This is a genomic window from Rhodococcus sp. WS1 (genome assembly GCF_003797745.1).
Lineage (GTDB): Bacteria > Actinomycetota > Actinomycetes > Mycobacteriales > Mycobacteriaceae > Rhodococcus_F > Rhodococcus_F erythropolis.
On the sequence record NZ_RKLZ01000001.1, the window covers coordinates 644,620 to 657,223 of the forward strand.

At 61.9% G+C, this 12,604-nt stretch carries 12 protein-coding genes and 1 pseudogene; 4 read left to right on the forward strand and 9 right to left on the reverse strand.

The annotated features are described in order from the left end of the window. Nucleotides 1-86 precede the first annotated feature (86 nt). Together EEB12_RS02870 and EEB12_RS02875 are read right to left on the reverse strand one after the other, a co-directional pair. Nucleotides 87-995 (reverse strand): tyrosine-protein phosphatase, encoded by a 909-nt coding sequence (locus EEB12_RS02870; RefSeq protein ID WP_141487377.1) that lies wholly within the window; start codon nucleotides 993-995, stop codon nucleotides 87-89. Nucleotides 996-1,178: 183 nt separating this feature from the next. After that, nucleotides 1,179-2,099, reverse strand: coding sequence for an alpha/beta hydrolase (locus EEB12_RS02875; protein ID WP_141487378.1), 921 nt, complete (start codon nucleotides 2,097-2,099; stop codon nucleotides 1,179-1,181). A 174-nt stretch (nucleotides 2,100-2,273) separates the two neighbouring features. Between EEB12_RS02875 and EEB12_RS02880 the strand changes: the two genes are divergently transcribed. After that, nucleotides 2,274-3,737: a glycoside hydrolase family 5 protein gene (locus EEB12_RS02880; protein ID WP_113682917.1), complete on the forward strand. Its 1,464-nt coding sequence runs from the start codon at nucleotides 2,274-2,276 to the stop codon at nucleotides 3,735-3,737. A 51-nt stretch (nucleotides 3,738-3,788) separates the two neighbouring features. On the opposite strand, the gene EEB12_RS02885 is transcribed toward EEB12_RS02880, so the two are convergent. Together EEB12_RS02885 and EEB12_RS02890 are read right to left on the reverse strand one after the other, a co-directional pair. Beyond that, nucleotides 3,789-4,451: a GAP family protein gene (locus tag EEB12_RS02885; protein ID WP_141487379.1), complete on the reverse strand. Its 663-nt coding sequence runs from the start codon at nucleotides 4,449-4,451 to the stop codon at nucleotides 3,789-3,791. Between the two features lie 132 nt (nucleotides 4,452-4,583). Further along, nucleotides 4,584-6,176, reverse strand: a complete 1,593-nt coding sequence (locus tag EEB12_RS02890; protein WP_141487380.1) for a D-alanyl-D-alanine carboxypeptidase/D-alanyl-D-alanine-endopeptidase — start codon at nucleotides 6,174-6,176, stop codon at nucleotides 4,584-4,586. 86 nt (nucleotides 6,177-6,262) lie between these two features. On the opposite strand from EEB12_RS02890, the gene EEB12_RS02895 reads away from it, so the two are divergent. Together EEB12_RS02895 and EEB12_RS02900 are read left to right on the forward strand one after the other, a co-directional pair. After that, nucleotides 6,263-7,588 (forward strand): serine hydrolase domain-containing protein, encoded by a 1,326-nt coding sequence (locus tag EEB12_RS02895; RefSeq protein ID WP_070385291.1) that lies wholly within the window; start codon nucleotides 6,263-6,265, stop codon nucleotides 7,586-7,588. 42 nt (nucleotides 7,589-7,630) lie between these two features. Then, nucleotides 7,631-8,269 (forward strand): PadR family transcriptional regulator, encoded by a 639-nt coding sequence (locus EEB12_RS02900; RefSeq protein WP_020969422.1) that lies wholly within the window; start codon nucleotides 7,631-7,633, stop codon nucleotides 8,267-8,269. 241 nt (nucleotides 8,270-8,510) lie between these two features. Here EEB12_RS02900 and EEB12_RS02905 read toward each other — a convergent pair. Continuing rightward, a pseudogene (locus EEB12_RS02905) lies at nucleotides 8,511-8,870 on the reverse strand (VOC family protein); the annotation flags it as partial. Nucleotides 8,871-8,930: 60 nt separating this feature from the next. Here EEB12_RS02905 and EEB12_RS02910 point away from each other — a divergent pair. Next, a complete protein-coding gene (locus EEB12_RS02910) occupies nucleotides 8,931-9,338 on the forward strand; it encodes a hypothetical protein (protein WP_019748092.1) in 408 nt (135 codons plus the stop codon). Nucleotides 9,339-9,384: 46 nt separating this feature from the next. On the opposite strand, the gene EEB12_RS02915 is transcribed toward EEB12_RS02910, so the two are convergent. Genes EEB12_RS02915 through EEB12_RS02930 form a run of 4 tightly spaced genes read right to left on the reverse strand, consistent with a single transcriptional unit; the run spans nucleotide 9,385 to nucleotide 12,596 of the window. Next, nucleotides 9,385-10,128 carry a DUF6390 family protein gene (locus EEB12_RS02915; protein WP_141487382.1) on the reverse strand — a complete coding sequence of 248 codons (744 nt, stop codon included), beginning with the start codon at nucleotides 10,126-10,128 and terminating at the stop codon, nucleotides 9,385-9,387. Continuing rightward, entirely contained in the window at nucleotides 10,128-11,198 is a 1,071-nt protein-coding gene (gene hypE / locus EEB12_RS02920; protein ID WP_141487383.1) for a hydrogenase expression/formation protein HypE, read from the reverse strand. The genes EEB12_RS02915 and hypE overlap by 1 nt, the downstream gene beginning before the upstream one ends. Beyond that, complete coding sequence (hypD, locus tag EEB12_RS02925) at nucleotides 11,188-12,300, reverse strand: hydrogenase formation protein HypD (protein ID WP_141487384.1); 1,113 nt, start codon at nucleotides 12,298-12,300, stop codon at nucleotides 11,188-11,190. Before hypD ends, hypE begins: the two co-directional genes overlap by 11 nt. After that, nucleotides 12,297-12,596: a HypC/HybG/HupF family hydrogenase formation chaperone gene (locus EEB12_RS02930; RefSeq protein WP_020907459.1), complete on the reverse strand. Its 300-nt coding sequence runs from the start codon at nucleotides 12,594-12,596 to the stop codon at nucleotides 12,297-12,299. Before EEB12_RS02930 ends, hypD begins: the two co-directional genes overlap by 4 nt. Nucleotides 12,597-12,604: the final 8 nt, after the last annotated feature.

Below are 12,604 nucleotides of genomic sequence, written 5' to 3' on the forward strand. Positions count from 1 at the left end.
ACAAAATTGCGCATTCCCGTAATCATTGGTCGCACTGGAACAGCAGAGGGTCCGAGTGGCCAATAAGTCGAGGTGTGGGGCTGCGCTTAGAGGAGAAGCTTGGCACGCAGAGAGTCGATAGTGCCCTGGTCGACGCCGAGGCCCTCCCGTACGTAAGTATCCATACCGCCGTAGAGCCGGTCCACCTGGGCGTACGCCGCATCGAGCCACGACAGGTCCACCGCGTCGTCCCGGCCCAGGTACGTGTTCGACGCCATGAAGTCGGCACTGATGACCTCACGCGGGACACCGAGGATGGTCAGCAGGATCGCGGTACCCCAACCGGTGCGATCCTTCCCTGCGCTGCAGTGGTAGACGGTTGCGCCGTCGGAGTTGTTCGCGATCGCCGTCAGCAGATCATGGAAGGCGACATCGGAGCCACGGTAGTTGACCATGAACGGGTAGCCGATGCTCTGGCCGATGTTCGAGGTTCCGTTGACCGCGCCGTCGATCAACGCGCGACCGAGGGTCAGGGGAACGAACTCGTGGAACGCGATGCCATGGTCGATGCTGACGACGTCGGCGACCTGGTAGGTGACCCCGGCGGGGATCCGATCGGGATCCTCCGTGCGTTCGGAGGTGTTACGCAGATCGACGTCGAGGGTCAGGTTCGCGGCGGTGAGTTTGGCCAGATCAGTCTCATTGAGCGAGCTGAGCTTGTTGGAACGGAACACCAGGCCTGTCCGGACGGTCCTGCCGTCGGTAGTCCGATAGCCGCCGATGTCGCGGAAGTTCCGCGCCTCGTCGAGCCTGATCTCGGCCGCGGACGGCGGTGGGATCTCCGGCAGCGGCGGTTGCTCCCCGGACGATCCGAACTGGCTCGAACGCGATTGCGGGTCGCCGCTCGAGGCGGAGGCGAGTGCGGGAACGGTCAAGGCCGCCACCACGGTAAACAGCGCAGTGAGGGCGATTCCGAAAGAATGCGCCCCTCGGCGGCGCGTGTAAGCTGTCGTCATCGTCGTCCTCTTCACTCGCTGTGCTGGACGACCCGCGCCCCCGCAAACTCACGTGCGAGATTACAAGGGTGGCGCGCTCCTCGTCCCGACTTTGCCCCAGAAACCGGACATTTGTTCAGGTGTCCGAATTGCCCGCTCCTGCCACTCCTACACCCTCGGCACACTGAACCGCGCCCGCGCTTGTCACGCGGGGTCGGAGTCGAGACGATTCCGAAGCCAGGCACCCATATCTAGCGCAGCACGCCGGGCAACAGGCGTTGGATGGTTTGTAAATCCATGCGGGACAACAGGATAGAGACGCAAGTCGACGTCGTTACCGGCCGCCGACAGCCGCGCCACCATGGAGAGGTTCTCAGCCAGAACCACGTCTTCTGACCCGACCACCACGAGGGTAGGCGGCAGGCCGCTGAGGTCGCCGAATGTCGGAGAAATATCCGGGAGAGTGCGATCATCGACATGCCCGACATAGGCTTCGATGAAGTATTCGTCGCTGATGGTGCGGCCCGCGGGAGTCTGCGCACTGACGTCGTACGTGCCCGCTTCCAGCACGGCACCCGAAAACGACTTGGCCAGACCTCGATCACGAAGGCGCAGCAATGTCGTCGTCACCAAGGTTGCTCCCGCCGACATGCCACCGATGGCGAGCCTGGTCGTCCCGAACCGTTCGGCAGCGACATCAAGTAGCCACAAAGCGACTGCCTCACAATCGTCCGGCGCTGCCGGCCAAGGGAATTCCGGCGCAAGCCGGTAATCGACGGTAACCACTGCCACCCCGACCGCGTCGGCAAGTCTCGTGCTTCGGGCGTCAGCGCTGGCCGCTGAACTCATGTAGAAACCACCACCCGGAAGATACAGATAGACCCCGTTGACAACGCCGTCTTTCGGCGTGACTACGCGCACTGAAACGGATCGACCCTCGATGTCGAGTGTGTGTTCAACAGCCCGGGTCGCCGTGGGCTCAACCACCCTGGATGCTCGCGCCACAAGCAGTTCCTGCAGCGAACTCGGACCGACACCGGCAAGCCGCGGCGCATAGAACGCTCGGGTGATCGCCACATCGTCGCCGGGTAGTTGTTCGACCAGATCAGTCAGTGCAAGCTTCACAAATGCTCCCTCGGGTCGCGACTTGTCGACAATTCTCGCACCCCGTACAGCAGCCTCGAGCCGGGGCATTCCAGGCAGTGAAGACGTGACGGGTATGTGCGAATCGCGCCGCAATAAGGCGTTCTCACGCTACCCTCATCTCTGAATTGGACGTTTGTCTAGAAAGGTCGACGGATGCGTGCGCTGTTGCTTGCCACCCTTGCAATCCTGGCTATCCAGATTGCAGCCCCGGCGGCAAACGCTTCACCTCCGGATCCGGGCTGGACTCTCCCCCAACTGACCGTCGCAGATCGAACGATCAAGGACGTCGACGGACGAACGGTGTTGCTCCGCGGCGTGAACGCCAACGGTCTCAATGACTACGCAACCAACGGCACCGGTCTACCCACCGTTACGCCGCTGGGAATAACGGACTTCGCGCAGATGGCCGCGCTGGGCTTCAACGTTGTCCGACTCAACGTCGCGTGGTCCCTCCTCGAACCGACCCGCGGTGCATTCGACGCTGCGTATGTCGACCGGATTCGAGGCGCAGTCCAGAACGCGAAAGACCACGGCATCTACACCGTTCTCGACATGCATCAGGACGCATGGGGCCCGTACGTCGGCACCCCGAGCGACCAGTCGTGCCCGTCTTTCATGGAGCCGGGAGTCGGCTGGGACGGCGCACCGGAGTGGGCAACCCTGACCGGCGGATGGACGACCTGCAATATCGCTGGACTCCGGGAAGCCGCACCGGCGATCGCCCATGCCTTCCAGGCGTTTTACGACGACGAGCAAGGAATCCAGAGTCGCCTCGTGGCTACGTGGGCGCGGTTGGCCGCCGAGTTCAAAGACGAACCGGCGGTGGCCGGATACGACCTGTTGAACGAACCGAATCCCGGCCTGCGCGATCCATTCACCGCCGCTGATCAGATCGGGCAGTTCTACAAGCGGGCCACCGACGCCATCAGACAGGCCGAATCAGGCGGATTTCCGCACCTCGTGTTCTTCGAGCCCAGCGCGATCTGGTCGGCATTCGGCTTCGACGCGCTGCCCCCACGCCAGTACCTGACCGATCCTCTGGTGGTCTTCTCGCCACATCTCTACAGCGAATCGATAACAGTCAGTAGCGAATTCCCCGGAATCGAAGACGGGTTCAAGATCGCCGACCGCGCTGCCGCCTGGTACGACGCCCCGTTGTGGACGGGTGAATGGGGTTGGTTCGGGGATGCCGGCGAGCAGGGAGCAGACGTCGACCGCTTCGTCGACGCCACCGACAAGTACCGGATGGGCGGCGCGTGGTGGTCGTGGACACAAGCGTGCGGTGACCCCCACCCGGTTCGGGACGGCAATACCCACCAGCCGCAAGGAAATTTGAATCGCATCGACTGCCCTTCCGGCGAATCACTCGGGCTCGTAGAGGGATTTGCCGGGCCTCTCTCGCGTGCTTATCCGCGAGCAGCGCCCGGCACACTGACGGGGTTGTCGCGCAACGGGTTTACCGGGACCGGTACAGGACAGGTCGAAGCCTGGTACCCCGGCACCGACCGGCCACAGCTCGAGATTACGAATCTCGCTGACGTCCGACTGTCCCCGATAGAAGGCGGCTGGCAACTGATCGGCCACGCCGATGGCGACTACGCGGTGAACTTGGCCTGATAGGACACCCACCTCGGCGGTCCGCGTTCACACCACCTGAAAGAGGGTTTATCAGAAGATTCCGCCAATTCCCTTGCCGATCAGAACAACTCCGACGACCAAGATCAACACACTCATCACCGTGGTGTTGTTGTCCTGGAGCCAGACTTTGAGCTTGGCCAACGGCTCGCGCAGACGATCAGCAGCCACCAGGTATCCGATGACCGGGATCGCGACCGTTGAACTGGCGATGATCGTGAAGACAAGGACAGAGGCGATCACTCCACCGGTCGCCAGCGACGCCGACCCGATCGAGACTCCGGCCGCGATGCACATCAGCAGATTCTTCGGGTTGATCGCGGCGAGCGCGAATCCTAGGCCCAACCCCTTGACCGCGGTCATCTCGTCGACGGCTTGCATCCACTTCGGTGTTTCGTGCTCGCCGCTGCGCCCCCGCCACTGCTTGACCCCGAAGGCCAACAGGAGGACACCGAGAGCGAGTTTGATCCACGATACCGTGGCAGACGGTCCATTGTCCGAGGTGCTGAGGGCACTGGACAGGGTGACAAAAAGAACTGTGGCAATGAAGATTCCGAGCAGCCAACCCAACGCGAACCCGATGCTGGTGCTACCCGCGCGCTTGGAGAGCAAGATCAAGATCGTGGCGATGACGGCTACCGGAGACACGGCGACACCGACAGCTATGGGGAGGAGATCTCCGATAACGGAACCCATGTCAAAACTCGTTTCTCATCGGGACGCAGTCGATACCGCTGCGCGCCAATGCTGACACTCTGTGCGCCTACATCGTTCGTGCCTCATTCGAAAGGGATGAGCGCCCGAACGCCGGACCTCCGTCTCGCCCCGTCAATTCGTCTGTGCTTGTTGGAATGCAGCGGCAACACCACCGACGTCTCCCCCGACTTGGAACACGCCCCTAGGCAGGTCGGGAAACACTGCATCGCTGACGGCGACGACAAACAGAAGTCGGCGATCGTCGGGGGTGATCATGTAACCCGACAACGCTTGAAGAGTGACTATCAACCTGCCGGTGTCAGATTCGACGTCGGCGGATGTTCCCGTCTTACCGATGACCTTCCCCTTTGCCGGACTGTCGGTTCCCACGCCCGACAACGAGCCTCGCTCACCGAGTACGGGTTGACCTGCCCAGAACGTATCGGCCCATGGCTGCTGGTCCACCCAGTCGAGCCACTGGAGGACGGCTGCGGGCGTCGATTGTGACGGGTCTCCGCCCTGACCGTCCATGACCACCAGGTCGGATGCTGCAATACCAGCCTTCTCGGCGAGTGCCCGCACGGTGGGCAGACCGTCGCTGCACGACGACGATCCTGTCGCTACTGCCAACAGACACAAGAAAGTGTTCGCGCCCGTGTTGTAGCTTGTCGCGAGAATCATCCCTCCCGACTCCGAAATTGGTGCCGATTGCAGGCTCGCAACCTGTCGACTTCCTGAATATGTCCGATCGACAGGCAGGGCAGCCGTGCTGTTCGTACGAGATACCAATGCAACCTCGATTCCATTGCGTCGCAGTGCTTCTACGAACAGCTGACGCGCCCACGTCGGCGCGTCGGTAATGCGATAGACAGTCAGTGATGTCTTTCCAGCCGGTACCGACCCGGTTACGTTGATCTGGGTGGGATCGGACGGATCGGCCGCAACCTTCAGAGTCGAGTCGCTACCTTCCTCACCCGTGGTGACCTGAGCATCGACGCGGAACAGGCCGTTGCCGGGAAGCATGTCGATGGCGGCGGGCTCACCTACCGCACCCGGACTCGCCTGGATATCGACGAGGTTGTCGTTGACGAAAATCGACGGGACCAGGCCTTCGACTGTCGAGTATGTGTCCCACAGACGAGGGTCCACCAGAACGTCGCCGTTTACCCGAGTGATGCCGGCGTCGGCTACTTGTCGTGCGAGATCGTTCAGGCCTGACAGTGGATCACCGGGCGCGAGAACGGCTCCTGGCAGGGCATCGGCGTAGACGTGGTCGATGCCGTCGGTGGCGAAATCGAATCGGCCTTGTGCGGCGTTGCGCCCACCGAGCGCGAGGTCACCGGAGCCGACCAGCACCAGATCACCGGTAAGGGTGCCCTCGACGGGGAGAGAAGTGGCATAAACGGGGGTGGTGACAGTGTGGTCTACACCAAGGGTGTCGTAGGCGGTGCCGACGGTGAAATGTTTGGTCTGGGAAGCCAAAAACATAGAGCTATCAGCATTGTTGCTGTAAATCACCTCGTCGGTGGCGGGGTCGACCAAGAGATAGGACCACCGAGCCATGGCGTACGGATCGGTGGCCATGATGCGGGCTGCCTCCTCGGGAACCTGTTGCGCCGGAGCCGATGCCGAATCGGAATTCGACGGCTTCGCCGAACATGCGGTGAGGACTACTCCGACGCTGATCAACGCAGCGACGGCGCGAACTGATGTGGTGTGCGGCATGGACGCTCCTGAGGATGCATGACTGATTTGTCGTAATTTACTGCAAAGTGCAGCATGCAGAGTGCAGTATCGCTTAAAGTCCCTCTATGAACCCTTTTGGGAAGTCGACGTCCTTTCACAACGTCAAGACCCGCAAAGTGGCTGTGGCCTGCATCGCTACGGCATTGCTGCTCTCAGCCTGTTCGTCCGCAACCGATTCCGAGTCCCCCTCGTCGTCCCCGCCGACCTCCGCCGGGTCTGCGGACAGCGCCGTCTTGTCTTTCGACAGCGCCGCAATGGATTCCGTCGTCTCCGAGAAGGCAGAAGAGTTCCGTGAGATCGCAATGGTGGTCATGGTCACGACGCCGACGCAGAAGTACGTCAACACATGGGGTTCGGTCAGGGAAGGCGTGAACGAGCCTCCCACTCTGGACACCAAGGTTCGCGTGGGCTCGAACACCAAGACCTGGACCGGTACGGCCATCCTGCAGTTGGTCGACGAAGGCAAGGTTGCGGTAACCGATCCGGTCAGCAAGTTCCGCCCAGATGTCCCCAACGGCGACAACATCACCATCGGCGACCTACTCGACATGCGTAGCGGCCTGTACAACTACACCGAAACCCTCGAACTCAACCGGGCGCTCGACGAGCAGCCGGAGCGGGTGTGGACACCCGAGGAACTGCTGGCAATGGGGCTGAGCCAGCCGCCGTATTTCGCGCCCGACACCGGTTATCACTACTCCAACACCAATACCGTTCTCCTCGGCTTGATCGCCGAGCAGTTGGACGGCAAGCCGATTCAGCAGATCTTCGCGGACCGATTCTTCGGGCCACTCGCACTCGCAGGGACGTCGTTTCCTGCGAACACCGACACCAGCATCCCGACTCCGTTTGCAGACGGCTACACCTACAGTGGCAACGTCGAAACGCTCGGCGAAGGCAAAGAGGCTCTCCCACAATCTCGCCTCGACGCGATCGCCGCAGGCACCGAAAAACCGACCAACACCACTAGGCACAATCCCTCGTGGACATGGTCTGCAGGTCAGGGAATTTCGACTGCAAACGACATGGCGACATGGGTCAAAGCTCTGGGAACCGGTTCGCTCCTGAGTCCCGCCACACAAGAGTTGCGTTTGAACAGTGTGCAACCCACAGATGGCGAAGGATCCGCAGGATACGGATACGGTATCGCTCAAATGGGTCCGATGTACGGCCACATCGGCGAACTGCCCGGCTACAACTCGTTCATGGGGTACGACCCGGTCAACGACGTGACCTTGGTGGTGTGGGGAAATCTGGCACCCACGGCCGACGGTTTCGCCCCGGCCTCTGCCGTCGCTGCAGCGCTCGTCCCCTTCATCTACGGCAAGCCCGCTCAGGACACATCCGACGACATCGCCGACACCGAGGATGCAAACGGTGAAGGGAAGTAGCACTTGTAGGCTCGGATGTAACCGCGGAACGAAGGGAGCCATGTGGCTCAGCGTGATCTCACACCTACCTCGTACATGATCCTGGGACTGCTGACGGTCAAGGACTGGTCGGCATACGAGATCGCCGAACAGGTCGGACGCGGGGTCGCCGAGTTGTGGCCCAGCGCAGACCGACAGCGATACAACGCCCCCAAAATACTGCTTGAACGCGGTCTGGTCACGGCGAGCACGGTAACGAAAGGCACTCAGCGCTCGCGCACGGTCTACTCCATCACCGACGAAGGTCGCACAGCGCTGAGTGACTGGCTCGCCACCCAGGCCACACCCCCCGCCTTGCAGTTCGAAGGCATGATCCGCGTGATCTTCGCCAACCAAGGCACGATCGCCGACCTGCGGACCAACCTGACCACCATGCGCGAACAGGCAACTCGGTCCCGAAGTCTGTTCGTCTCACACGCACAACGGATTTCGGCCCCCGAAGCCGGCACACTCCCCCAGCAGAATCATCTGATGGCACTGGCCAACCGGTTCATGATCGGCCACTTCAACCACATCGCAGAATGGGCCGACTGGGCGCTGGAAGAAACTGCTGACTGGCCCGACACAGTGCAACCGGCAACAACCCACCGAAAGCGCACCGTCTCCACCCTCGCTCACTCGATAGACGATGGAAGTAGCTAGATCCCCCTCGAAAGCCATCGGACGCCGGTCCGACACCTTCTCGAAACCAGTTCGATCAGCGATCTGGAAGAGAACAGTCCGACGGACGCGGACCGCGGACGAACGATCAGAGAAGCGGGACCCGCAAAGTCCGGTGACGAAGGAGGATTCCAAGTGCACGGCCGGGAAAGATGTCGACAGCCGGCGGAGGCAGCACTGAACGACATTGAATCTGGAGTAATTTCTCCTCGGAGTGGTTGGTTCACGGGTAGACGGTGATCTCGATGAGGCTTCCGTCGGGGTCACGACAATAGTGCGAGACCATCTCGCCGAGGGCACCCAGTTTGGTCACGGGCCCGTCGAGCACCTCGACCCTACAGTTCTCCAGGTGCTCACGGACAGTTCCAGGCGACGCAAGAGTGATGAAGCACAAATCCTCGGAACCTGCCGTCTCGACGGCGCCGGTGGTCCAGGCCGGGTCTTGCTCCGCCGATCCGAGAGGCCTCGGATTGATCTTCTGATCTCCGAACTTCAGTGCAGTGCGTGCCGTGGGGCCGATTATCTCGATCGCCATTCCGAGTACCTTCGCGTACCACTGGGCGGTGGCGTCGACGTCACCCCGCCACCGATTGAAACGCGAAACGGCACCGAATCGCCGGTCAAGCGACTAGCGTCCAATCGTATGACTGCACTCAACGCTTTTGCACGTACCGGTGCCGCGGTCTTTGCGGCCCTTGCGATCTCCGGCGTGATGATGCCGGGTACTGCGGCAGCGGCGCCGAGCACGGTTCCGTTCCAGGTCGACCCTTACGTCCCGCTCGTCGACTTGCCCACTCCCCACCTTGCAGCGATCGTCGGCGAAGAACCGGGCGTCGCCGTGCTGCACGTGCAACGCGCACCCGGAGACGGAAACCCCCACTCCGCGGTCGTCCACTGGCTCAGTCTCGGCACCGGAGCGTACGGATCCGCATCATTTCCGACACTGGATGCACAACCCGTCACCATTCGTCCGGGCTCGGGTCAGGTCGTCGCATACGTCGATCCCCAGGCGATCGGAACACCGGGCCTCGGAACCTTTTTCGTGCCCTGACACCTGCGTATCCTCCAGACCGTGGTCCCTGCTCTGACAGGGCCTGTCACGTCGACAGCATCCGGGTCGCGATCCGCAATGCCGAGTCTTCCGCGGCATCCAATGCCCGTGATTGCTCTGACGTGATGTTGTCACACAGCCAATCCCAGTGCATCGTCACCAAGGCGCCCTGGACGGGCGTCGGTGCGAGTGAGCGGCCGTGAACGCTCCATCGCACTCGCTGCGTCACCGGCGTGCCGCGTACGAGTTGCTCACCGTCGAACTCGAGCGGGGACGAAACCACCAACGCGTGCTCCTCACTCACGTCCTCGACCACTCCCCATCTGATCCGGCAGTTCTGGAGGACGGACAGTGGGACCGCACCGCGCTTCCGAAGAAGCTTGACCCACGGATACACCAGAAATACGTGAAAACTGTGGTGCGCGAGCGCGCGGTCCCGATCCCCGAGGGCAGGGAGAAACCCGGTGTTTTCGCGTTCACCGAATGCCCCCCTCAAGTGCTGCAACAACGCCCCCGAATCAAGCGAGTCGAGGAGATCACCTCCTACCCAATAGGCTTCGATCACTCGCGGATCGAGAGGATCGTCGATGCCCGCACTTGCGGCCAATGCCTCGAGGTACGGCCACGCACCGTCGAATTGACGAGCGCGATCACGGTCGCCGCTGCCCGAGTTGCCGCTGGCCAGACGAAGCAGCGCTGAAGGATCGTCGGGTCCGCAGTAACCCAACTCGTTCGGCGGATACGCGTAGCGGGCAAACAACGCCGGTCCGTTCATACCGACGGCAGTCATCAGCAGATCCGCGGAAGTTGTTCACCTGCCGGCAAATCCACTACCCGATTGCCTCCCAATGCCGTACGCGCCACCACCATTCCGCGATGTTCGGCCACGCACTCCCCGATCACGGCAGCTCCCGCACTCAGTGGATTACCGCGCATCGCTTCCAAAATTCGGTCGGAGTCTTCTCGCGGAACGAAGGCGATCAACTTACCCTCGTTGGCGACGTACAAAGGATCCAGACCGAGTAGCCCACAGGCGTCGCGCACGTCAGCGGGAATCGGCAGATCTCGTTCCACCAGCGCAACACCGATATTCGACGCTTGAGCGATCTCGTTGAGAGTGGCGGCAACTCCGCCCCGGGTAGGGTCGCGCAAGACGTGGATGTCGACGCCGGTGGCAATCATGTCGGCGACCACGCCGTTGAGCGACGCGCAATCACTGCGCACCTCGGTCCCGAATTCGAGACCTTCGCGACAACTCATCACGGCCACCCCGTGAACACCGATGTCGCCGCTGACGATCACGACGTCACCCACTTGTGCGCGAGTGGGGTTGATGTCCACCCCGTCGGCGACAATCCCGATTCCCGCGGTGTTGATGAAGACTCCGTCGCCGTGACCGGCATCGACAACTTTGGTGTCACCCGTCACCAGTCGAACGCCGGCAACGTGCGCAGCCCGCCCGAGCGCCTTCGCGATCCCCGCGATGTCGGTCAACGCGGTCCCTTCTTCGAGGATGAATGCCGTCGACATCACCAAGGGTTGCGCTCCCGCCATCGCCAGGTCGTTCACCGTTCCGTTGACCGCAAGATCGCCGATCGTTCCGCCGGGAAACACCATAGGTTTCACGACGTACGAGTCCGTCGAGAAGGCGAGCCGCACCCCGCCGACGTCGAATACGGCCGAGTCGCCGAGCTCGGCATCGGCAGCGCTTCCGAACGAGGGCAGGAACAGATGCTCGATGAGCTCGGCGGACATCGCTCCCCCACCGCCGTGTCCCATGACGATGTTCGGCGAATCACGCAGCGGCAGTGGGCACACCCATGCCGACAGGTCCACGACAGCGGTCTCCTCAGCCGGCATGACCCGCCTCCTGCAGTTCCAGGCGTCGGTACAGGTAGTACGCAGCGCACGCCCCCTCGGACGACACCATCGTGGCACCGAGTGGATTCCGCGGAGTGCATTCCTTCCCGAAGGCACTGCACTCGTGTGGCTTGATCAAGCCTTGCAATACCTCACCGGACCGGCAGACACTCGACTCGTCGGTGTGGATATCGGTCACCGAAAAACGTTCTTCCGCATCAAAATACGCATACTTCGGCGCCAGCTGCCAACCACTGTCCGGGATCGATCCGATGCCGCGCCACGTCCGGTCCGACACCGCGAACACATCCTCGAGCATCGCTTTCGCTGCGGTGTTGCCCTCCGCCGTGACAGCACGGGCGTAGGCATTTTCGACCTCGTGTCGACCCGATTCCAACTGCAGCACAGTCTTTCTGACGCCCTCCAGGAGATCCAGCGGCTCGAATCCGGTGACGACTATCGGGACCTTGTACTTCTCGGCGAGGGCCGGGTACTCCGACGTTCCCATCACACTGCACACATGCCCGGCCGCCAGAAATGCCTGCACGCGGCACTCTGGCGAGTCCATTATCGCGGCCATTGCCGGCGGGACCAGAACGTGCGAGACGAGCAGCGAGAAGTTCTTGATACCCAGGCGATTGGCCTGATAGACGGTCATGGCGTTGGCCGGCGCTGTGGTCTCGAATCCGATCCCGAAGAACACCACTTGCCGGTCCGGATTCTCCTTGGCAATAGTCAGTGCATCCAACGGTGAGTACACCACGCGAACGTCGCCGCCGGCGCTCTTGATCCGGAACAGATCCGACGAACTCCCCGGAACTCGCAACATGTCCCCGAATGAACAGAAAATGACATCGGGCTTTGCCGCGATTTCGAGAGCTTTGTCGATGATCTCGAGCGGCGTGACGCAGACCGGGCAACCAGGTCCGTGAATCATCTCGATCTGCTCTGGGAGTAGTTGATCGATGCCGTGCCTGATGATCGAATGTGTCTGACCACCACACACTTCCATGATCGCCCATCGGCGCGTGGCCAGCGCGCGGATCTGATCCAGCAGTTTGCCGGCCAGTTCCGGATCGGAGAACTCGTCCAGATACTTCATGATTCCGTCTCCTTCGGTTCGATCCCGGCGGCCCGGGCAGCCCTGGCGAACCCGTCACCGAATTCCTCTTCGAGTACGCCGAGGTGTTCGAATTCCGCCAGCGTGCTGCGCGCGGATTCCTCGTCGAGTCGTTGGATGGCGAATCCGACGTGCACCACGACGTACTCGCCGACTCGGGCGCCCGGAATGTATTCGAGGCACACTTCTTTTCGGACGCCACCGAAGTTCACCACCGACATCGTCGTTCCGTCGCGTTCCTCCAAGGACTCGATACGTCCTGGTACGGCTAGGCACATGGCACAAC